This is a genomic window from Ruminococcus sp. AM42-11 (assembly GCF_003480145.1).
Taxonomy (GTDB): domain Bacteria; phylum Bacillota; class Clostridia; order Lachnospirales; family Lachnospiraceae; genus Blautia_A; species Blautia_A faecis.
On sequence record NZ_QUIO01000004.1, the window covers coordinates 31938 to 53933 of the forward strand.

The window sequence follows — 21996 nt, forward strand, 5'->3', positions numbered from 1 at the left end:
ATGTATAAGATTGAAAAAGAAAATCTGGAAGCATTATTCCGGAAAATCGCAGAAAGCCAGGATCTGATCCTTCCGATCAAAAAGGCAGGACAGACCAACTTCGGCCTTTGGAATGAAGGAGAAGAGGCAGACCTTGAGACATTGAAAACCGTAAAATCCGGCAAAGATGCCTTTTTCCCACAGAGCGAAACACTTTACACCTGTGTTCGTGATGGAAAGAAGCTGACCGTAGAGCCGGAAGAGCTGAGAAGCCGTCCGTTCGTTGTATTTGGCATGAAAGCCTGCGATGTAAAAGGTGTTGCAGTTCTGGATAAGGTTTTTCTTGCTGATCCTGTTGATACCTTCTATGCAGCAAGAAGAGATCATGGAACCATCGTTGCCATGGCTTGTCATGAGCCGGAGGAATCCTGTTTCTGTAAGGTTTTTGGAACAGATGCAGCAAATCCGGAAGCAGACGCCGATGGAAAAGGAATTGCCGATGTAGCAGCCTGGATGGTGGAGGGAAACCTTTACTGGAAAGCCCTTACGGAAAAAGGAGAGGCTCTTACAGAAGCTGTAAAAGAACTTCTTACCCCGGCTGACGGCGATCAGGCAAAAGTGGATGCTGAAAAAGAAGCAATCCATAACATTGTAGAAAAGCTTCCATATACACATCTTTCTCTGGAAGGATGGGATGGAAATGCTACAGATGCGAAGTTTAATTCTCCTGTCTGGGAGACTTTATATAAACCATGCCTGGCATGCGGAACCTGTACCTTTGTATGTCCGACCTGCCAGTGCTATGACATCAAGGATTACGACACAGGACACGGTGTAAAGCGTTACCGTTGCTGGGATTCCTGTATGTATTCCGATTTCACAATGATGGCTCACGGAAATAACCGTACCAGCCAGCTGCAGAGATTCCGTCAGAGATTTATGCACAAGCTTGTATATTTCCCTGCTAATAACAACGGTATGTACTCCTGTGTAGGCTGTGGCCGCTGCGTGGAAAAATGTCCGTCATCTTTAAATATTGTGAAGGTGATCAAGGCTTTTGAAAAGCATGGAGGTGAAAAGTAATGAGCGAGTGTACCTGTCATAAAAATTATACTCTGGATACTCTGATCCCGCAGGTTGGCGTGATCACAGATATTCACGAGGAGACTCCGGATGTAAAAACATTCTGTGTAACAGCACCGGATGGAGGAAAGCTTTTTGAACATATGCCTGGTCAGTGTGCCATGGTCTGCGCCCCAGGTGTAAGCGAAGGTATGTTTTCCATTACTTCCTCACCTACGAATAAAGAGTATCAGGAATTCAGTATTAAGAAATGTGGTGAGCTGACCTCTTATCTTCACAGCCTTCAGGTGGGAGATGAGATCACAGTCCGTGGACCATATGGAAACCATTTTCCAGTAGAGGATAAGCTGAAGGGGAAAAATCTTCTGTTTATCGCCGGTGGTATCGGTCTTGCACCACTTCGTTCCGTAATCAATTACGTTCTTGACAATCGCGATGACTATGGCACTGTAGATATTCTCTACGGTTCCCGTTCCGCAGATGATCTTGTAAAATTAAAAGAGATCCAGGAAGTGTGGATGAATGCAAAAGACGTAAACGTCTACCTGACCATCGACCGTGAGCAGGAAGGCTGGGACGGACATGTTGGTTTCGTACCAACCTATCTGAAAGAAATCGGCTTCGACACCAACAAAGTCGCATTAGTCTGCGGACCGCCGATCATGATCAAATTCGTACTTCAGGGCCTTGAGGAGCTTGGATTTACAAGAACCCAGGTTTACACAACACTGGAGCTTCGCATGAAGTGCGGTATTGGTAAATGCGGACGCTGCAACATTGGATCTAAATATGTCTGCAAAGACGGACCGGTATTTAGAATGGACGAGATTGACCAGTTACCTGACGAGTACTAAGTAAACCCAAAAGTTTCAGTAAATACAAGGGGGATTTTTATGACATTGGCAGATACAGCTCATGGATCAGACTGGATACTCTGGGTCGTCTTTGCTGTCTTTGTAATTTTGACCATTGCTTTACTAAGTGGTCATGGCAGCAAATTTATTTCTGGCTATAACACTGCTTCAAAAGAAGAGAAAGCCAGATATGATGAGAAAAAGCTGTGCCGTGTATACGGAATTGGAATGGGCGTGATTGCTATTCTCCTTCTGATAACCGGACTATTTGAAAGCTTTTTGCCATCCAGTTTTGTTTATGTGCTATTAGTTTTAATTGTCATAGATGTTGTAATTATTATTATCCTGAGTAACACAATTTGTAAGAGATAGAGTTAGACAATCAGAAGAAAGGAACTCCCAAAATGGAAAATATGGTAAACGTATATTTCTTCGGTAAAAAATACACCGTACCAGCTGACCTGACCATTATGACGGCCATGGAATACGCCGGATACACTTTAAAACGCGGCTGCGGCTGCCGTCACGGCTTTTGCGGCGCCTGCGCCACAATCTACAGAATCAAAGGCGACAACGAACTGAAAACCTGTCTTGCCTGTCAGACACAGGTACAGGAAGGCATGTATGTAGCAAGCATCCCGTTCTTCCCTACAGACAAGAGACTCTACAACATCGAAGACCTTCAGCCAAACCAGCAGGTCATGATGGAACTCTACCCGGAAATTTACAGTTGTATCGGCTGTAACGCATGTACAAAAGCATGTACCCAGGGCTTAAATGTAATGCAGTACATCGCATATGCACAGAGAGGCGAGCTTGAGAAATGTGCAGAAGAATCCTTTGACTGCGTAAGCTGCGGATGCTGTTCCGTAAGATGTCCGGCAGGTATCTCTCACCCGATGGTAGGTCTTCTTGCAAGACGTCTCACAGGAAAATACATTGCTCCTAAGAGTGAGCATCTTGAAAAACGTGTAGAAGAGATCCATGAAGGCAAATACGATGATCTGATCGAGCAGATCATGCAGAAACCGATCACAGACATGGAAGAACTTTATAACAACAGAGAAATTGAGAAATAAGGAGGGCATAAAAACATGTACGCACCATATCCAGAAAATATGATGGAATCCATCAAAAAGGTAGAGGCTACAAGAGCACAGCGTATGGCAACAGAGCCAAGACGTCTGAGCGCTGATGAGAAAGATGCTCTTCTTAAGAAATTCCATCCAGACTATAACCCGGATGCATTTGCAGAAATCAAAGTAGGACCAAACAAAGGACAGAAGGCACCGCTGGAGCTGGCAGAAATGCTTCACTCCGAAAGCCGTCTTCTGAATGAAAAAATTGACCTTAACAAAATCGATTATGATGTAGATGTACTTGTAATCGGCGGCGGCGGTGCAGGCTCCTCCTGTGCCATCGAAGCACACAATGCAGGTGCCAACGTTATGATCGTGACCAAGCTTCGTATCGGTGATGCCAACACCATGATGGCAGAAGGCGGAATCCAGGCAGCTGACAAAGAAAACGATTCTCCTGTACAGCATTATCTGGACTGCTTCGGCGGCGGACATTTTGCTGCAAAGCCAGAGCTGGTAAAGAGACTTGTAATGGAAGCTCCGGATGCAATTAAATGGCTGAATGATCTTGGCGTTGAGTTCGACAAAGAAGACGATGGAACCATGATCACCACACACGGCGGCGGAACATCAAGAAAGAGAATGCACGCTGCAAAGGATTATTCCGGATCTGAAATCATGCGTACTATCCGTGACGAGGTTCTGAACCTTGGCATTCCGGTAGTAGAATTTACTTCCGCTGTAGAACTTCTGAAAGATGAAAAAGGACAGACTGCAGGTGCTGTTCTTCTTAATATGGAAACCGGCGATTACTCCGTTGCAAGAGCAAAAACAGTTGTCATTGCAACCGGCGGAGCAGGAAGAATGCACTATCAGGGATTCCCTACCTCTAACCACTACGGCGCAACCGCAGATGGTCTTGTACTTGGTTACCGAGCAGGTGCTTCCCTTCTTTATCAGGATTCCATCCAGTACCATCCAACTGGTGCCATTTATCCGTCCCAGATCCTTGGCGCACTGGTAACAGAGAAAGTTCGTTCCGTTGGCGCGCAGCTTGTAAATGCAAACGGAGAAGCCTATATTCACCCTCTGGAAACCCGTGACGTCAATGCTTCCGGTGTTATCCGTGAGTGTGAGGAAGGTCGTGGCGTAGAGGTTCCTGGCGGATTGAAAGGTGTATGGCTGGATACTCCGATGATTGAGATCCTTGGAGGAGAGGGAACTATTGAGAAGAGAATCCCGGCAATGTTCCGTATGTACATGAACTACGGCGTTGACATGAGAAAAGTGCCGATCGTGATCTATCCTACTCTTCACTACCAGAACGGTGGTCTGGAAATCGATGGAGACGGATTTACCAAAGAAATCCCGAATCTTCTGGTTGCAGGAGAAGCTGCAGGCGGAATCCATGGAAGAAACAGACTGATGGGTAACTCTCTTCTGGACGTAATCGTATTCGGAAGAAATGCCGGTAAAAAGGCAGCTGCAAAATGCAAAGAGGTAGAGCTTGGGGAAATGAACCTGGATCATATTTACGCATATGAGAAAGAGTTAAAAGCAGCAGGAGCAGAGACTGATAAGGTATCTCCGTTACTGCTTCCAAACTACGCCCGTCATGAGCAGAGATAATAACCAGATAGTTAAAATGAACTTCCGGTACCGTTAAATTGCCGGTACCGGAAGCTTCTTATATAATGTAAAAAGATATGTCGCTTTTTGGCGGTATGCCAGAAATGAAAGAAGGGAGTTTACCAAATGCGTGAAGTAGAAGTAAGCAGACTTACAGATGTCATCGAAAAACTCTGTATCGAAGCAAACGAACATCTTCCGGAAGACGTAAAATGCGCTATCAAAACATGCCGCGCATGCGAAGACGGAGAGATTGCCAAGGGTATTCTTGACAATATTATTGAGAATTTTGATATTGCAGATAACGAAAATGTACCGATCTGCCAGGATACAGGAATGGCATGCGTGTTCCTGGAAATCGGACAGGATGTACATTTCACAGGCGGAGATCTCACAGATGCAATCAATGAAGGTGTACGCCGCGGATACACAAACGGATACCTTCGCAAATCTGTTGTAAAAGATCCTGTACGCCGTGGAAATACAGGAGACAATACACCGGCTATGATTTATACAGAAATCGTTCCTGGCGATAAAGTGAAGATCACAGTGGGCCCGAAAGGATTCGGAAGTGAGAACATGAGTATGATCCGTATGTTCAAGCCATCTGCAGGACTTCAGGGAATCAAAGATTTCATTCTGGAAGTCGTTGAGACAGCAGGTCCGAATCCATGCCCTCCGATGGTTGTAGGTGTTGGAATCGGCGGAACCTTTGACAAATGTGCTCTTCTTGCAAAAAAGGCACTGATGCGTTCTCTGGATTCCCACAATCCGGATCCATTCTATGCAGAGCTGGAAGATGAAATGCTGGAGAAAGTAAACAAGCTTGGAATCGGACCACAGGGCTTTGGCGGAAAAACCACAGCCATCGGCCTGAACATTGAGACAATGCCTACTCACATTGCGGGAATGCCATGTGCAGTCAACATCAACTGCCACGTTACCCGCCACAAAACGGAGGTGATCTGATCATGGAAAGAAGACATATTACACTGCCTCTGACGGAAGAACTGGCAAAAACCCTTCACGCAGGAGATCAGGTTCTCCTTACCGGAACCATCTACACATCCCGTGACGCAGGTCACAAGCGTATGTGTGAGGCTCTTGCAAAAGGCGAAAAGATTCCTTTTGATCCAACAGATGCAACTATTTATTATGTAGGACCAACTCCTGCAAAACCAGGTCAGGTCATCGGATCTGCCGGACCAACTACCAGCGGCCGTATGGATGCCTACGCACCAACCATGATGTCTGTAGGAGCCCGCGGAATGATCGGCAAAGGAGCGCGTCTGCCTGAAGTAGTAGAAGCCATGAAAAAATATCACGGTGTTTACTTCGGAGCCATCGGCGGTGCCGGCGCCCTTCTTGCCAAATGTATCAAAAAAGCGGAGCTTATCGCATACGAGGATCTGGGCGCAGAAGCTCTCCGTAAGCTTTACGTAGAAGATATGCCCCTTGTAGTCATTATTGACAGCGAAGGCAACAATCTTTATGAAGAGGGAAGAAAAGAGTATCTGGAAGCGCATAAAGAAAACTAATAATTGTGACGGAAATCCTGCAGAAAGTCTTTTTCAAATACGCTCCAGGCATATAAGATATATATACTCCACATATCAAAATAGATGTTTACAGAAAGCATTATTTATTCTATAATCTGAAGATATGTATACGAAAGACGAAAGAAGGAGCTTATTATGGACCATCATAAAAGGGTACAGACCTCAGAAGCATTCATAAACAGTGCATTCCTTGCAGTGTCAGGAGGATTTCAGGATGCCTATACCTATTTTACCCGCGATGGCGTTTTCTCCAACGCCCAGACCGGAAACGTGGTACTGATGAGTGAGCGGTTTATGAACGGCGAAGTGAAAGCAGGATTGCATTATCTCATTCCCCTGACCGCATTCTTTCTTGGAGTTCTGTTAGCGGAACGCATTCAGGAAAAATTCCGCTATGCCAGACGCCTTCACTGGCGCCAGGGAATCCTTCTGGTAGAGATCATCCTGCTGTTTCTGGTTGGCTTCATCCCAGGGAACCTGAACGTGCTTGCCACCACCCTGGTATCCTTCTCCTGCGCCCTTCAGGTGCAGACCTTCCGAAAGGTTGAAGGAAATGCCTATGCCAGCACCATGTGTATCGGAAATCTGAGAAGCGGCACTGCCGCTCTTTCCGCTTACATGCGTGAAAGAAAGCCACGCCTGCTTCGTCAGGCCTTATGCTACTTCGCCATTATTTTCCTGTTTGCCATTGGCGCAGGAATTGGCGGCAGACTTTCAATGGCTTACGGCGAAAGAGCCATCTGGGTATCCAGCATCCTGCTTCTCATCAGCTTCCTTTTAATGTTTATTGAGGAAATCGAAGAGGCAGAACACCGCTGGCAGTGAGAAATTAATAAAGCTTCAGTATCTTTACAATTACAAATTATAAAAAACATCCAGTCTCCATATAACGATGGCAGGCTGGATGTTTTTTTACAATATAATCTTTCACAAATTGTGAGGCACATCTTGCAGAAAGTCTTCCTCAAACATGCTCTGCAGTTTAAGATAAAATCCCTGTAGACTGTAAAAACAGAATAAACATCATAACCGGTGCAACAAAGCGGATCATGACGCGGTACAATTTTTTCCTACGGAACTTATCCCCGCTTCTTTCCATTTCGCTAATCACATAATCCGGCGTTACGACCCAGCCGATGAGAATCGTGGAAAGCAGTGCAATAAACGGCATCATAACACTGTTGCTGATGTAATCCATAATATCAAGAAGCTGTCCTACAGAACCGTTCGGAAGCTTCACTTCCACATAGAAAATACTGTATCCCAAAGCGATAACTGCGGAAGCTGCAAGGTAGATCACAGATAAAACAAGAACTGTTTTTTTACGGCTGGTATGAAAAATTTCCATGCAGTTTGCAGTAATAGATTCCAGTACGGAAATACAGGAAGACAAGGTTGCAAAAATAGCAGTTACGAAAAACAGGATTCCTACGAAGGTACCAGCTTTTCCCATTGCAGAAAATACCTTTGGCAGGGAAATAAACATCAGGCTTGGTCCGGCACCCATTCCCTCAGTGCCGGAAAAAACATATACTGCAGGGATGATCATGGCACCTGCAAGAAAGGCAACACCTGTGTCAAAAATTTCAATCTGATTGATCGCCTTGTTCAGGTTCACTTCAGGTTTTACATAGGAGCCGTAGGTGATCATAATTCCCATGGATACACTGAGTGAAAAGAACAGCTGGCTCATGGCATCCAGCAGAATCTGCAGAAAACGCTGCACAGTCAGTCCCTCAAGGTCAGGCGTCAGGTAGTAAAGAAATCCCTGTAAGCCGGTGCGAAGCTGACCGGAAGCATCCGTATGTGAAATCGTAAGAGAATACACTGCAATCACTACGACCAGAACCAGCAGGACCGGCATCATCCATTTGGATACTTTTTCAATCCCCTTTTCCACGCCATTGTATACAATGAAAACAGTAACACCCATGAAAAGCAGTGCGAAGATCACCGGTGAAGTGGAAGAGGTGATAAAGGCTGTAAAATAGTCATCTGCGGCAGCTGCCTGTGCCTGACCGGTTATGTATACCACCGCATATTTGGTAATCCATCCGCCGATGACCGCGTAATAGGTCATAATAAGCACTGGTACAAGGAAGGTAAGGATTCCCAGGAACTTCCATCTGGGACGCATCTGGGTATAGGCTCCGATGGCACTCTTCTGTGTACGCCGTCCGATCGCAATATCCGAGGTGAGAAGGGCAAATCCGAAGGTTAGTACCAGAATCAGGTAGATGATTAAAAATAAGCCGCCTCCGTCCTTTGCGGCAAGGTATGGGAATCTCCACAAATTTCCCACTCCTACAGCACTTCCGGCTGCAGCCAGGACAAAACCAAGCTGTCCTGAAAAATGGTTTGATTTCTTTTCCATTACATTTGTTTCCCCCTTAATGTTGTAAGAATAGGATAACATATGACAAGATAATAGTAAAACAAATACTTAAATTTTTAGCAAGCAGAAAGGAGTATAAGTTATTGTCCACTTCGTTCACAGCAACACGCTCCGCGATGGCATTGAACATGGCGATACAGATAAGACCATCGAGAGCTTCACGAAAATTCATTCGTTAAGCGATAGCCCCCTTCAATTAAGTTGATAAAATTTAACAAAGTATATCGAGAATATTTCTCTGTATTTACTACAGTGAAAATGGGACTTACAAATGGAAAAATGAATTAAAGTACATAATATAGGACTTATATATAGGAAAATCCATTTTTTACCAGATAAATTGTACTTTATTAAAAGCATTCCCCAAACCGATTGACTAAGAAATAACAATCTCGTATACTACAATCGTTAAACTAATAACAATTCTTCAATATACGCGGAGAACTATAAAATAAAGAAAGAGGTACAAGAATGAAAGATTTTGCACAGTGGGAAGGCTTCGAAGGAAATCGTTGGAAAGAACAGATTAACGTTCGTGATTTTATCCGTCACAATTATACCCCTTATGACGGAGACGATTCTTTCCTGGAAGGCCCGACCGAGGCTACTGACAAACTGTGGGGAAAGCTGCAGGAGCTGCAGAAAGCAGAGCGTGCCAACAATGGTGTGCTTGACATGGAGACAAAGGTTGTCACAGGCCTGACCGCATACGGACCAGGATATATTGCTGAAGACCTAAAGAATCTTGAGAAGGTTGTAGGACTTCAGACAGACAAGCCTCTGAAACGTGCATTTATGCCATACGGCGGAATCAAAATGGCTGAGCAGGCATGCGAAATGTACGGCTACAAGGTAGATCCTCAGATCCATGATATGTTTACAAAATATGAGTTCAAAACACATAACCAGGGCGTTTTTGACATTTACACACCAGAAATGAAAAGAGCACGTCACAGCCATATCCTTACCGGACTTCCGGATACTTATGGACGCGGACGTATCGTAGGCGATTACAGACGTGTGGCTCTGTACGGTATTGATGCGCTGATCGAGGGCAAAGAGAAAGACTTTGCAGCAAGTGACCGTCAGGGTATGAGACGTTATGATTTCCAGCTTCGTGAGGAAATCGCAGATCAGATCCGCGCTCTTAAAGGAATGAAAGAGATGGCAAAGGTCTATGGTTATGATATTTCAGAGCCTGCAAAGAATGCTCATGAGGCATTCCAGTGGCTGTACTTTGGATATCTTGCAGCAATTAAGACCCAGAATGGTGCTGCAATGAGTGTTGGACGTATCTCCACATTCCTTGATATCTATATTGAAAGAGACCTTAAGAATGGCGTGATCACTGAGAAAGAGGCACAGGAGCTTGTTGACCACATGGTAATGAAATTCCGTATGGTTAAATTTGCAAGAATTGAGTCCTACAACCAGCTGTTCTCCGGTGACCCGGTATGGGCAACTCTTGAGGTTGCAGGTATTGGTGTTGACGGACGCCATATGGTTACCAAGAATGACTATCGTTTCCTTCATACTCTTGAGGATATGGGACCGGCTCCGGAGCCAAACCTTACTGTTCTTTATTCTTCCAAGCTGCCGGAAAACTTCAAGAAATATGCTGCTAATATTTCTGTTACAACAAGTTCTATCCAGTATGAGAACGATGATGTTATGCGTCCGGTATGGGGCGATGATTATTCTATCTGCTGCTGTGTATCTGCAACTGAGACCGGTAAGGAAATGCAGTTCTTTGGAGCTCGTGCAAACCTTGCGAAATGCCTCCTTTATGCGATCAACGGTGGTGTGGATGAGAAGTTAAAGACTCAGGTAGGACCGGAGTACAAGCCGATCACTTCCGAGTATCTTGATTATGATGAGGTTATGCAGAAATATGACCAGATGATGGACTGGCTGGCTCATCTGTATGTAGGAACTCTGAACATGATCCACTATATGCATGATAAATATTACTATGAGGCAGCTGAGATGGCGCTTATCGATACCAAGGTTGAGCGTTCTTTTGCAACAGGTATTGCTGGATTTTCACATGTAGTAGATTCTCTGTCTGCTATTAAGTATGCGAAGGTAAAAGCTATCCGTGATGAGGATGGAATTACCACTGATTTCCAGGTTGAGGGTGATTTCCCACGCTATGGTAATGATGATGACAGAGCAGATGAGATTGCAAGAAATCTGCTTTCCACCTTCATGGATAAACTGAAACACATCCATACCTACCGTGATTCCAAGCCAACCACTTCTATTCTTACCATTACTTCTAACGTTGTTTATGGTAAAGCTACCGGAGCTCTTCCGGATGGAAGAAAGGCTGGAGAGCCTCTGGCACCTGGAGCAAACCCATCTTACGGAGCAGAGCAGAACGGACTTCTTGCTTCACTGAACTCTGTTGCAAAGCTTGACTATGAGGATGCATTGGATGGAATTTCCAATACACAGACCATTAATCCGGAAGCTCTTGGACATAGTGATGAAGAGCGTACAGATAATCTGGTACATGTACTGGACGGATATTTCAACCAGGGTGCACATCACCTGAACGTAAATGTATTTGGCAAAGAGAAACTGATCGATGCTATGGAGCATCCGGAAAAAGAGGAGTATGCAAACTTCACTATCCGTGTTTCCGGTTATGCAGTTAAGTTTATCGATCTGACAAGAGAGCAGCAGCTGGATGTTATTGCCAGAACCTGCCACGACAGAATGTAAGTCTGATATTTTAAAATAGTATCGGCGAAACAAAAGGGCATGCAATACAATATATGTTAGAGGTTGCATGTCCTTTTTATAAATATGAATGCAAAGGAATTAGAAATGTTAAAAGGCTATGTTCATTCTCTGGAGAGCTTCGGGTCTGTGGACGGACCTGGAGTGAGATATGTGATTTTTCTTTCTGGCTGTGCTATGCGTTGTCAGTTCTGCCATAATCCGGATACCTGGAATATGACAGATGGAAAAGAGTACACTACGGATCAGCTTTTGAAGACAGCACTTCGGTTTAAGTCTTACTGGGGAGATAAAGGTGGTATCACGGTGAGCGGCGGGGAACCACTTTTGCAGATGGATTTTCTCACAGAGCTTTTCCGTAAGGCAAAGGAAGCGGGAGTCCATACTACTTTGGATACCAGCGGAAATCCTTATACGACTAAGGTGCCGTGGCATTCTAAGTGGCTGGAGCTGATGAAGTATACAGATCTTCTGCTTCTGGATATCAAGCAGATCAATGAGCAGGAGCATGTGAAGCTTACCGGGCAGACCAATACGAATATTCTTGCCATGGCCCGTGAGCTTTCGGATATGGGTAAGCCTGTTTGGATCCGGCATGTGTTAGTACCGGGGGGCAGTGACAAGGATGAGTATCTGCACCAGCTGGCGGATTTTATCCATACACTGAAAAACGTTGAGCGCGTGGAAGTTCTTCCGTATCATACTCTTGGCATTTTTAAATGGGAAAAGCTGGGGATTCCTTATCCGCTGGAGGGCGTGAAACCTCCAACGCAGGAGAGGATTGATAATGCCAGACGGATTCTTGGGGCGATTTAAGAGCGTGAAAGAAAGTAAATAAAACTCCTTAAGGGGAGGCCGTTGCGGACTGGAAATGAGTTTGCAATGGCCTCTTTTAAGTTGCTATTTAGTTGGTTAAAAGTTCTTCAGGAGGGACGCATTTGGACAATGTGTATTACTCACTCGCCGGCGCAACGCTGCAGCGAACTAATCGCTAACTGCGACTAATGCGTTCGGGAGAGCCCTCACGCATAAGTCTCCGTAAGCGCTGGATTTCGCTTACGCTAAGAGCGCGCCTGAAATGGCTCGCTGGAGTAATACACATTGCCCAAATGCTGTGTGTCGGCTGGAACTGAGGTTATTTAGGAACTTTTAACGAGGGGGAGGGGAAGTGATTGGTTTCCCGATACTTTCTTGACAATGATAGATTAGGTAAAACCAATAAAGCTGCGAAGTATCAACCATCTAAATGGGGTATCGAAGACACATAAAATAATATGTCAAGTTTTTGTTTGCAAAACAGCCTAAAAATTGTGCAAATACTTCATAGAAATTATAAAAGCCGCTAATTTCCAGCAAGTTTCCCATAAATTTTCGTTTCCGATACAGTATAGGGAAACCAGTCACTCACCCTCCCCACCTGTTGAAAGTTCCTACGTACAAATAAGTCCCAGCCAGTACACAGTATTCGGGCAATGGTGATTGCTCTAGCGAGCCATTTCAGGCGCGGTTTTAGCGTAAGCGAAATCCACTGCTTACGGAGACTTAATCGTGAAGGCTCTCCTGAACGATTTAGTCGCAGTTAGCAGTTAGTTCGCTGGAGCGTTGCGCCGGCGAGTGAGCAATCACCATTGTCCGAATGCGTCTGCCTTGAACAACTTTCAACACATTAAATAGCAATGATGTCTAGTGATTAGCAGACTGAAATGCGGATATTTCCTGTAAAAATCGTTGTCCGTATTTCTTAAGTTTGTTCTGTCCTACACCGGATACATTGAGCATTTCATCCTCATTCTGAGGAAGTTTACTGCACATATCGATAAGGGTTCTGTCGGTGAAGACGATGTAGGGAGGGACAGATTCTTCCTTGGCAATCTGGAGACGGAGCTGCCGCAAGGCTTCAAAAAGGGCAGAATTGCGGCTGGAGTTTGTGGCAGTGGAATCAGCGGATGAGCTTTCTGCGGAAGCGGAAAAACTGTCCTTTTTGAATGAAGTTTTGTGTTTCTTTGTGGTTGATATTTTCTCTTTTTCTTTAAATTTCTTTATTATGATCTTTGTATTTTTATTTTGTAAATCTTCAATATTTCCTGCTTTTAAAACACTGTATTCTCCTTCTGTCTGGATGATATATCCCATACGGATCATCTGGCTTATAAGGAGCCGGAGGTCGGCTTCAGTGCGGTTCTCTAACTGACCATAACAGTTGTAGGAGGTGGCGCCAATGTCCTTCAGACGGGCTTTTTTTGAGCCAAGGAGGGTGCCGATTACCAGAGCCTGGCCATAGCGGCCGCGCATTTCGGTGATGCAGCCGACTACCCATTTGGCATCCAGGGTCATATCCAGTTCTTCAAATTCCTGGTGGCAGTTGCCGCAATTATCACAAGGCTGATGTGTGGTTTCTCCGAAGTATTCCAGGATGTAATTGCGCAGGCAGGAGGTGGTCATACAGTAGCCTTCCATAAGTTGGAGACGGCGGGAATCCTGATGTTTTACCTGTTCAATTTCCTGAAAATCCATACCTTCGAAGTCTTTGCTTCCAAGAAGGAGTTTGCTGATCATCACATCCTGAGTGGAAAAGAGAAGGATACATTTTGCAGGTTCACCATCACGTCCTGCGCGGCCAGCTTCCTGGTAATAGTTTTCCATGCTCTGAGGCATGTTGTAGTGGATGACGAAACGCACATTGGATTTGTCGATTCCCATGCCAAAAGCATTGGTGGCAATCACAACCTGAGCGCGGTCATAGATGAAATCATCCTGACTTTTTTTGCGGATATCGTTGCTCATTCCAGCGTGGTAACGGGTTACAGAGACGCCTTGTTTCAATAATTTCTCATACAAAGTATCCACGTTTTTTCTGGTGGCACAGTAGATGATTCCGCTTTCGTTTGGGTGGGTTTCTATGTAATTTTGGATAAAGATGTCCTTCTGCTTTCCAGTGAGATGTTCCACTTGATAATAGAGATTTTCTCTGTCAAAACCAGTGACAACAACGTTGGGATTCTTCAGTTTCAGGATCCTTGCAATGTCATTTTTTACCACTTCTGTTGCGGTGGCAGTGAAGGCACTGATGATCGGATTGCCAGGCAGCTGTTCCACAAAATCTATGATTTTTAAGTAACTTGGACGGAAATCCTGTCCCCATTGGGAGATACAGTGGGCCTCGTCTACAGTTACCATGGAGATAGGAGTATGTAGCGCGAAGCTTAGAAATGAAGCTGTTTCCAGTCGTTCTGGTGCTACGTAAATAATCTTATAGACACCTCGCGCAGCGAAAGAAAGAGCCTTATTAATCTGTCCCTCAGTCAGTGAGGAATTAATATAAGCCGCGTGAATTCCTGCTTCATTCAGAGATTTCACCTGATCCTGCATAAGTGAGATCAGCGGTGAAACCACCAATGTAATTCCTGGCAAAAGCAGCGCTGGAACTTGATAACAAAGGGATTTTCCGGCCCCTGTCGGCATAATTGCCAGAGCATCTCTTCCACTTAAAATGGTATCTATAATTTCTCCTTGTCCTTCCCGGAAGGAATCATATCCGAAGTAAGTTTTTAAAATTTGTAAGGGAGATACTGGTGGAGTACCAGAATTCATTTCTTGTATATTCGAATTGTTTGTTGTCAATTTATTGACCTCCTGCGATGAAAATAGGTGACTGTTTAGTAGTTGCAAAGTTGCACACTTCGAGGGTGCTTTTAGTTTTTATCATATTTAATGTTGCGTGCATTGAGGTGCTTTTATTTTTTTATCATTTTTAATGCTGCCTGCGCCGTCTTGCCTGTAAGTTCTGTAATACTGGAAAGCACTGGCACATCTCCATATTTTCGGTTTTCATAAAACGCATAATAACATCCATATAGAATGTAAGTGAGCATAATATTAATGTCCTTGTCATCCCGATATTGAGGGTAAGCTCCAAACACCAGCTCCTTTAAAGCTGCTTCAATTTTCTGCACCAGGCATTTACTCCTGCTTCCCGAAAACAAAATTCCAATCAGCGAATCCTTTGCCAGAAACCCCATAAACAGTTCCCTGGAAAAAAAAGCAGTATCGTCCAGTACTCTCTCCGGATGAGTGAGATTCTCCATAATTGATACCACAACTTCCGTTTCCAATGTATCCGAGAGATGATAAATATCCTGATAATGTGCATAAAATGTAGATTTATTGATCTGCGCTTTCTCACACAACTCCTTAATCGTAATCCTCTCCAGCTCCTTATGAGAACGCAACTCTATAAAAGCATTTATAATACTCTGTCTGGTTTTTTCAATTCTAATATCCATATAGCGTTATCCTTTATTTTAATTTGCTATTTAGTTGATTAAAAGTTCTTCAATGCGGACGCATTTGGACAATGTGTATTACTCACTCGCCGGCGCAACGCTCCAGCGAACTAATCGCTAACTGCGACTAATGCGTTCGGGAGAGCCCTCACGCATAAGTCTACGTAAGCGCTGGATTTCGCTTACGCTAAGAACGCGCCTGAAATGGCTCGCTGAAGTAATACACATTGCCCAAATGCTGTGTGTCGGCTGGAACTGAGGTTATTTAGGAACTTTTAACGAGGGGAGGGGGAGTGATTGTTTTCCCGAAACTTTCTTGCCAATGATAGATTAGGTAAAACCAATAAAGCTGCGAAGTATTAACCATCTAAATGGGGTATCGAAGACACATAAAATAATATGTCAAGTTCTTTGTTTGCAAAACAGCCCTAAGAATGTGCAAATACTTCATAGAAATTATAAAAGCCGCTAATTTTCGGCAAGATTCCCATAAACTTTCGTTTCCGATACAGTATAGGGAAACCAATCACTCACCCACCCCACCTGTTGAAAGTTACTATGTACAAATAAGTCCAGCCAGTACACAGCATTCGGGCAATGGTGATTGCTCCAGCGAGTGAGCAATCACCATTGTCCGAGTGCGTCCGCCTTGAACAACTTTCAACACACTAAATAGGTTATAAAGAAATCCGACACATTTCAAAAAACGTTGGAAATCCAACTAATGTCGTTTTTCGTCGGTAGCAATTTTTCATTTACACAATTATACTTATTATACAGAGAAAAACAACTACTGTCTAATATCTTTTTATAATGAATGGGAGAGCAAAAACATGGATTTTTACAACTTTTATACAGGAAAAGAATTTGAAGCATATCAGTACCTTGGTGCTCACGTATGGGATGGCGGAACCACCTTCCGTACATTTGCCCCGGCAGCGCAGCGAGTATCTGTAATTGGTGAGTTCAACGGCTGGACAGAGACTCCTATGAACCGCGTTCATGATGGCAATTTCTGGGAATGTACCATAAATGATGTAGGCTCTGACCTGATGTATAAATACAGAATTTACCGTCAGGACGGCTCCTTCGTGGACCACGCAGACCCCTATGCTTTTTATAGCGAGATGCGTCCAGGCACTGCTTCAAAGACCTATGCTCTTGGCGGTTATGAATTTGGCGACAGCAAATGGCTGAAAAACCGCAAAGCAAGCTACGACAAACCAGTAAACATTTATGAAATGCATTTTGGCTCCTGGAAAAAACGAGGCGAAGGACAGGAAGACTGGTACACCTATGAGGAACTGGCACCGATCCTTATCACCTATTTGAAGGAACACGGCTATAATTATGTGGAGATCATGCCTCTCTGTGAGTACCCATGCGACGAATCCTGGGGATATCAGGATACAGGATATTTCAGTCCAACCTCCCGCTATGGTAAGCCGGAAGAACTGAAAGCATTTGTAGACCAGTGCCACCAGGCTGGAATTGGGGTCATTCTGGACTTTGTTCCAGTGCATTTTGCAGTGAATGATTATGCGTTGGCAGAATATGACGGAACAGCCCTTTATGAATATCCAAACATGGCAGTTGGCCGCAACGAATGGGGAAGCTGCAATTTTATGCATTCCAGAGGAGAAGTTTGCAGTTTTCTGCAGTCCTCTGCCTATTACTGGATGAATGAATTCCATTTCGATGGCCTTCGCATGGACGCAGTAGGAAATCTGATTTACTGGCAGGGGGACGCAAGCCGTGGAGAAAACCTGGCAGCTCTGAAATTTATCCGTACCATGAATCAGGGCTTAAAGGAAAGAATCCCTGACTGCCTCCTTTTTGCCGAGGATTCCACTCCCTATCAGGGTGTGACAAAGCCGGTATGGGAGGGCGGACTTGGATTTGATTACAAATGGGATCTTGGATGGATGCATGATACTCTGTCTTATTTTCAGGCAGATGCAAAAGAAAGACAGGAAAAATATCACAAGCTGACATTCTCTATGATGTATTTTTACAATGAGCGCTATATCCTGCCGCTGTCCCATGATGAGGTTGTCCACGGAAAGGCAACCATCGCCCAGAAGATGAACGGTGGTTATGACGGGAAATTTCCACAGGCAAGAGCTTTCTATATGTATATGTATGCGCACCCGGGTGCAAAGCTGAATTTCATGGGAAATGAGCTGGCACAGCTGAAAGAATGGTGCGAAAAGGATGAGTTGGACTGGATTTTGCTGAAATTCCCTGTTCATGAAGCATTTCATAAATTCATGGCAGATCTGAACCAATGCTATCTGAAGAACAGTGCTTTTTCCCAGAGAGATTTCAGCCAGGATGGTTTCTCATGGGTGGATTGCCATCAGGAGCAGAAGTGCATGTATCTGTTTGAAAGAATCAGTGGGGATCAGAAAATTTTGGCTGTGTTCAATTTCTCCGACGAAATCCAGGAATACACTTTGGAAAAAGATTATGACGGATATGAGCTTCTCCTTGCAAGTGATATGGTGAAATATGGCGGTAAAAAGCGCTACACGAAAAAAGAAAAGGTAATTACAGGCGGAAAAGCAGTATTTAAAATGGGACCATTTTCTGCCAGATATTATCTGGTGAAATAAGGAAAAGTATATAAATAAAAAAGACCTGTATCCGGATAAAATTCTACAATGATGGAACCTTGTCATTGGTTTTATCTGGAGTACAGGTCTTTATGATTGCTGCGTACAGCAGTCAATGAGCTTCTGTAATTGTAAGAAAATGCAATGCAAAAACGCAATGCGTATAATTTATTTACCAGGAGAGAGATGCTCCTTGATAGCGGTAAAGCTCTCTGGACTGATGACATGCTCGATACGGCATGCATCGGAGGTTGCAGTTTCCGGATCAACACCCAGACTGATCAGCCAGGAGGATAAAAATTCATGTCGCTCATAAATCATATCTGCAATCTTCTGTCCGGATTCGGTAAGATAAATATATCCTTCTGGAGTGACAGTGATATGGTTCTTTTCACGAAGGTTCTTCATAGCAACACTGACGCTTGACTTCTTAAATCCAAGTTCATCAGCAATATCAACGGAACGCACAACAGGTTTCTTTTTGCTGAGAATAAGAATGGTCTCCAGATAGTTCTCAGCAGATTCATTAGATTTCACGATAAATCACCTCAATTTCTTGCTTGTGTAGCAGTACAAGTATAATACCTATAGAATACCATAGTTTACCGTTTGGGGCAATTATTTTTTTGAAATAATCCCTGCTGTTCAATTCTGTGTTGCGGTTTGTAGTCAACAATCTGCCAGTTGTTTGTTATTGCTTATTGGTAACGTTCCGGTTACTGTTCACTCCGTGACCAGTAACGCGCTTTGCAATGCACAGAAAGACGAACCTTCTTGTGACAAGCACAAGAAGTAGCGTTTGCTGCGCAAACTTAATTCTCGGGTTTTCTGTGAACTTTGTTCTCAAAAACACCTCGCGGAATATTACCAGTGAACAGTAACACGTTCCGAACAGTAATACCATAAACAGTCATATTTTCCAATGACAAATTATTTTCCGGGTAGTATATTAAAACTAATGATCGTTTTCAGGGAGGTTTTTATTATGTACATTGCTTCAAAGGAACGTTACACCACAATGGAATACAACCGTTGCGGTGACAGCGGACTTATGCTGCCGAAGGTGTCACTTGGACTATGGCATAATTTTGGAGATACGTCTAAATTTGAGAATATGAGACAGCTGTGTTTTACAGCTTTTGACAACGGAATCACACAGTTCGATCTGGCGAATAATTATGGACCGGAGCCGGGGAGTGCAGAGATTAATTTCGGCAGGATTCTGAAAGAAGACCTGGGAAAATACAGGGACGAACTGATCATTACTACCAAGGCAGGATATGAAATGTGGGATGGTCCTTATGGAAACTGGGGCAGCCGCAAGTATCTTCTGGCAAGTCTTGACCAGAGCCTGAAGCGTATGGGACTGGAATATGTGGATATTTTTTACCATCATAGAATGGATCCGGAGACCCCTCTGGAAGAGACCATGGGAGCGCTGGCCAGTGCAGTGCAGAGCGGAAAAGCCCTGTATGTGGGACTTTCTAATTACGATGGAAAAACACTTTCACAGGCGGCGTCGATTTTGCAGGAAATGTATTGTCCTTTTGTGATTAATCAGAACCGTTATTCTATTTTTGACAGAACTGTGGAGAAAAATGGACTAAAAAAGACCACTGGAATTCTGAAAAAAGGTCTGATCACCTTCAGTCCTCTTGCGCAGGGACAGCTTACAGATCGCTACCTTAATGGTATTCCGGAAGACAGCCGTATCCGTACAGATGGCAGATTTTTGAAGGAAAGCAATCTGACGCCAGAGCGTTTGCAGCAGATCCGGGAGCTGAATGATATGGCTGCAGAGCGTGGCGAGAAGCTTTCGGAGATGGCTCTTGGCTGGCTGCTTGCACAGCAGGAGGTGACCAGTGTACTCATTGGAGCATCACGACCACAGCAGATCCTTGATAACATAAAAGCAATCCACTGTGCACCATTTACGGAGGAAGAGCTTGTGAGAATTGATGAAATTGCGGCTGAAAATACAGCCAGTACATCGTTTCGTAAATAACGATACCAATATACAGACAAGTCAATATGGTGGTTACTTAATATTCGATGTATTAGATAACAAGCATGAAATCCCAGATATATCCAGTAGCCTGACAGTTATGAACAGTATTACAAAGAAGCAGATAGGGCTTTTTACGAGACGAAGAAAAACAATTATATTTTGCATAAGGCGAGGGACAGAAAATGATAATTCGAAAGGGAACACAGGCTGACCTTGTATCAGTGGAACAGCTTTACAATGACATTCATACGGCAGAAGAAACAGGTCAGCAGACCATTGGCTGGATCCGTGGTGTGTATCCTACAAGAGCTACGGCACAGGCCGCATTAGATGCCAAGGACTTGTTTGTTCTGGAGGATGCAGGTAAGCTCCTGGGAGCGGCCAGAATCAATAAAGCGCAGGTGGATTCTTATGCAGAAGGCGATTGGGAATTCGCAGCCAGGGATGAGGAGGTTTGCGTCTTCACACTCTGGTAGTTTCCCCCTCCGCTTCTGGAAAAGGATATGGAAAGAAGTTTGTAAAGTTCTATGAGGATTACGCTTTAAGCCATGGCTGTCCGGAGCTTCGAATGGATACTAATGCAAGAAATGCCGTTGCAAGAGGGCTGTATAAGAAGCTTGGATATAAGGAAATTGGGATTGTGCCTACAGAATTTAACGGGATACCGGATGTGCAGCTGGTATTGTTGGAGAAGCACTTGTAATAGTTGAAATTCCCTTTTAGGAAAAAAGAAAAGAGAGCAGGCGAGTTTGTAGAGATACAGATTTGTCTGCTTTTTTATATAGAGTTCCATCCCCCCGGGGGGCTTGCGGAAGAAAACTGGTTTTGATAAAATTTTAACATTAGAGTTTAATGCGGAGGAATTACAAGTGGATAAATTACTGGATGAAATAGAGAGTTACTGGAGTACCCGGACGGAGGGGTATTCTGAGGTGAATGAAAAAGAGTTGAATGGGATGCAGAAAAAGGCATGGCTGGAGACTCTGGAACGCGGATTTTGGGGAAAAAGGTCTGGGAAAAATGAGGATTCAGAAAACAATTCTGTGGAAAAAGAAGTTTTCGAAGAAGAATTTTCCGAAAAACAACATACAGACAAATATAAGGACCACCTGAGAATTCTGGATATCGGCACAGGTCCAGGCTTTTTCCCTATGATTCTTGCGGAAGCAGGATATCATGTAACAGCCATAGATTACACTCCGGGAATGCTGGAAAAGGCTGCAGAAAATGCAGCGAAATTTATCGGAGAAAAGAGCCGGAATATTGAATTTAAAAGAATGGATGCCCAGGCTCTGGAATTTGAGGACGAGAGCTTTGATGTGATTATTTCAAGAAATCTTACCTGGAATCTACCCCATCCGGAAATGGCTTATAAAGAGTGGCTTCGGGTGCTGAAAAAAGGTGGAAAGCTTTTGAATTTTGATGCCAACTGGTATGGATATCTCTATGATGATAAGAAGCGTGAGGCTTACGAGAACGACCGTAAAAATGTGGAAAAAGGAAGCCTGGATGACCATTATCTGTGCACAGATATTGACCGAATGGAGAAAATTGCTCTGCAGGTTCCGTTGTCGGAGACCAAGCGTCCGGGATGGGATGTGAAGGTACTGGAAGCGCTTGGAGCAGCGCAGATTCAGGTGAATGAGGACATCTGGCAGCAGGTATGGAGCGAGGAAGAGAAGCTGAATTATGGATCTACACCCATGTTTATGGTGGAGGCTGTAAAATAGAAAAAGATATTATCAGTGATATACAGAAATTTGTACG

The 21996-nt window shown here is 44.1% G+C and carries 19 protein-coding genes; 15 read left to right on the plus strand and 4 right to left on the minus strand.

What is annotated here, in order from left to right; all coding sequences use genetic code 11:
• The 8 genes from DW904_RS03760 to DW904_RS03795 all read left to right on the plus strand — a co-directional run bounded on the left by DW904_RS03760 (window position 1) and on the right by DW904_RS03795 (window position 7008).
• Complete coding sequence (locus DW904_RS03760; protein ID WP_118578141.1) at window positions 1-1062, plus strand: 4Fe-4S dicluster domain-containing protein; 1062 nt, start codon at window positions 1-3, stop codon at window positions 1060-1062.
• Complete coding sequence (locus DW904_RS03765) at window positions 1062-1916, plus strand: FAD/NAD(P)-binding protein (protein WP_021924662.1); 855 nt, start codon at window positions 1062-1064, stop codon at window positions 1914-1916. The genes DW904_RS03760 and DW904_RS03765 overlap by 1 nt, the downstream gene beginning before the upstream one ends.
• 39 nt (window positions 1917-1955) lie before the next feature.
• Window positions 1956-2288: a DUF3784 domain-containing protein gene (locus DW904_RS03770; RefSeq protein ID WP_118578142.1), complete on the plus strand. Its 333-nt coding sequence runs from the start codon at window positions 1956-1958 to the stop codon at window positions 2286-2288.
• Window positions 2289-2320: 32 nt separating this feature from the next.
• Entirely contained in the window at window positions 2321-2995 is a 675-nt protein-coding gene (locus DW904_RS03775; protein ID WP_118578143.1) for a 2Fe-2S iron-sulfur cluster-binding protein, read from the plus strand.
• Between the two features lie 15 nt (window positions 2996-3010).
• A complete protein-coding gene (locus DW904_RS03780; RefSeq protein WP_118578144.1) occupies window positions 3011-4624 on the plus strand; it encodes an FAD-dependent oxidoreductase in 1614 nt (537 codons plus the stop codon).
• 126 nt (window positions 4625-4750) lie between these two features.
• A complete protein-coding gene (locus DW904_RS03785) occupies window positions 4751-5593 on the plus strand; it encodes a fumarate hydratase (protein ID WP_118578145.1) in 843 nt (280 codons plus the stop codon).
• 2 nt (window positions 5594-5595) lie between these two features.
• Window positions 5596-6162, plus strand: coding sequence for a Fe-S-containing hydro-lyase (locus DW904_RS03790; RefSeq protein ID WP_118578146.1), 567 nt, complete (start codon window positions 5596-5598; stop codon window positions 6160-6162).
• Between the two features lie 156 nt (window positions 6163-6318).
• On the plus strand, window positions 6319-7008 hold the full coding sequence (locus DW904_RS03795; protein ID WP_118578147.1) for a YoaK family protein: 690 nt from the start codon (window positions 6319-6321) through the stop codon (window positions 7006-7008).
• A gap of 157 nt (window positions 7009-7165) precedes the next feature.
• On the opposite strand, the gene DW904_RS03800 is transcribed toward DW904_RS03795, so the two are convergent.
• Entirely contained in the window at window positions 7166-8557 is a 1392-nt protein-coding gene (locus tag DW904_RS03800) for a sodium-dependent transporter (RefSeq protein ID WP_118578148.1), read from the minus strand.
• Window positions 8558-9049: 492 nt separating this feature from the next.
• On the opposite strand from DW904_RS03800, the gene pflB reads away from it, so the two are divergent.
• On the plus strand, window positions 9050-11305 hold the full coding sequence (pflB, locus tag DW904_RS03805) for a formate C-acetyltransferase (RefSeq protein ID WP_118578149.1): 2256 nt from the start codon (window positions 9050-9052) through the stop codon (window positions 11303-11305).
• Window positions 11306-11410: 105 nt separating this feature from the next.
• Window positions 11411-12139: a pyruvate formate-lyase-activating protein gene (pflA, locus tag DW904_RS03810; RefSeq protein ID WP_118578234.1), complete on the plus strand. Its 729-nt coding sequence runs from the start codon at window positions 11411-11413 to the stop codon at window positions 12137-12139.
• A gap of 867 nt (window positions 12140-13006) precedes the next feature.
• On the opposite strand, the gene recQ is transcribed toward pflA, so the two are convergent.
• Together recQ and DW904_RS03820 are read right to left on the minus strand one after the other, a co-directional pair.
• The gene (gene recQ / locus DW904_RS03815; protein ID WP_330674549.1) at window positions 13007-14944 is read right to left on the minus strand and encodes a DNA helicase RecQ; all 1938 of its coding nucleotides are present in this window, start codon (window positions 14942-14944) and stop codon (window positions 13007-13009) included.
• A gap of 113 nt (window positions 14945-15057) precedes the next feature.
• Entirely contained in the window at window positions 15058-15606 is a 549-nt protein-coding gene (locus DW904_RS03820) for a TetR/AcrR family transcriptional regulator (protein WP_118578150.1), read from the minus strand.
• An 833-nt stretch (window positions 15607-16439) separates the two neighbouring features.
• Here DW904_RS03820 and glgB point away from each other — a divergent pair.
• On the plus strand, window positions 16440-18221 hold the full coding sequence (gene glgB, locus DW904_RS03825) for a 1,4-alpha-glucan branching protein GlgB (protein ID WP_118578151.1): 1782 nt from the start codon (window positions 16440-16442) through the stop codon (window positions 18219-18221).
• Between the two features lie 168 nt (window positions 18222-18389).
• Here glgB and DW904_RS03830 read toward each other — a convergent pair whose 3' ends face one another.
• Window positions 18390-18758: a metal-dependent transcriptional regulator gene (locus tag DW904_RS03830; RefSeq protein ID WP_118578152.1), complete on the minus strand. Its 369-nt coding sequence runs from the start codon at window positions 18756-18758 to the stop codon at window positions 18390-18392.
• A gap of 448 nt (window positions 18759-19206) precedes the next feature.
• On the opposite strand from DW904_RS03830, the gene DW904_RS03835 reads away from it, so the two are divergent.
• The 4 genes from DW904_RS03835 to DW904_RS03845 all read left to right on the plus strand — a co-directional run bounded on the left by DW904_RS03835 (window position 19207) and on the right by DW904_RS03845 (window position 21959).
• Window positions 19207-20226 (plus strand): aldo/keto reductase, encoded by a 1020-nt coding sequence (locus DW904_RS03835; protein ID WP_118578153.1) that lies wholly within the window; start codon window positions 19207-19209, stop codon window positions 20224-20226.
• A gap of 185 nt (window positions 20227-20411) precedes the next feature.
• Complete coding sequence (locus DW904_RS23530) at window positions 20412-20705, plus strand: hypothetical protein (protein WP_243110288.1); 294 nt, start codon at window positions 20412-20414, stop codon at window positions 20703-20705.
• Window positions 20684-20932: a GNAT family N-acetyltransferase gene (locus DW904_RS23535; protein WP_243110289.1), complete on the plus strand. Its 249-nt coding sequence runs from the start codon at window positions 20684-20686 to the stop codon at window positions 20930-20932. Before DW904_RS23530 ends, DW904_RS23535 begins: the two co-directional genes overlap by 22 nt.
• A 166-nt stretch (window positions 20933-21098) precedes the next feature.
• Window positions 21099-21959: a class I SAM-dependent methyltransferase gene (locus tag DW904_RS03845; protein WP_207664904.1), complete on the plus strand. Its 861-nt coding sequence runs from the start codon at window positions 21099-21101 to the stop codon at window positions 21957-21959.
• Window positions 21960-21996: the final 37 nt, after the last annotated feature.

Excerpts from the sequence above, each read along its gene's own strand:
- DW904_RS03760 (WP_118578141.1), top strand. The coding sequence starts at position 1 with ATGTATAAGATTGAAAAAGAAAATCTGGAAGCATTATTCCGGAAAATC.
- DW904_RS03765 (WP_021924662.1), top strand. The coding sequence starts at position 1,062 with ATGAGCGAGTGTACCTGTCATAAAAATTATACTCTGGATACTCTGATC.
- DW904_RS03770 (WP_118578142.1), top strand. The coding sequence starts at position 1,956 with ATGACATTGGCAGATACAGCTCATGGATCAGACTGGATACTCTGGGTC.
- DW904_RS03775 (WP_118578143.1), top strand. The coding sequence starts at position 2,321 with ATGGAAAATATGGTAAACGTATATTTCTTCGGTAAAAAATACACCGTA.
- DW904_RS03780 (WP_118578144.1), top strand. The coding sequence starts at position 3,011 with ATGTACGCACCATATCCAGAAAATATGATGGAATCCATCAAAAAGGTA.
- DW904_RS03785 (WP_118578145.1), top strand. The coding sequence starts at position 4,751 with ATGCGTGAAGTAGAAGTAAGCAGACTTACAGATGTCATCGAAAAACTC.
- DW904_RS03790 (WP_118578146.1), top strand. The coding sequence starts at position 5,596 with ATGGAAAGAAGACATATTACACTGCCTCTGACGGAAGAACTGGCAAAA.
- DW904_RS03795 (WP_118578147.1), top strand. The coding sequence starts at position 6,319 with ATGGACCATCATAAAAGGGTACAGACCTCAGAAGCATTCATAAACAGT.
- DW904_RS03800 (WP_118578148.1), bottom strand. The coding sequence starts at position 8,557 with ATGGAAAAGAAATCAAACCATTTTTCAGGACAGCTTGGTTTTGTCCTG.
- pflB (WP_118578149.1), top strand. The coding sequence starts at position 9,050 with ATGAAAGATTTTGCACAGTGGGAAGGCTTCGAAGGAAATCGTTGGAAA.
- pflA (WP_118578234.1), top strand. The coding sequence starts at position 11,411 with ATGTTAAAAGGCTATGTTCATTCTCTGGAGAGCTTCGGGTCTGTGGAC.
- DW904_RS03820 (WP_118578150.1), bottom strand. The coding sequence starts at position 15,606 with ATGGATATTAGAATTGAAAAAACCAGACAGAGTATTATAAATGCTTTT.
- glgB (WP_118578151.1), top strand. The coding sequence starts at position 16,440 with ATGGATTTTTACAACTTTTATACAGGAAAAGAATTTGAAGCATATCAG.
- DW904_RS03835 (WP_118578153.1), top strand. The coding sequence starts at position 19,207 with ATGTACATTGCTTCAAAGGAACGTTACACCACAATGGAATACAACCGT.
- DW904_RS23530 (WP_243110288.1), top strand. The coding sequence starts at position 20,412 with ATGATAATTCGAAAGGGAACACAGGCTGACCTTGTATCAGTGGAACAG.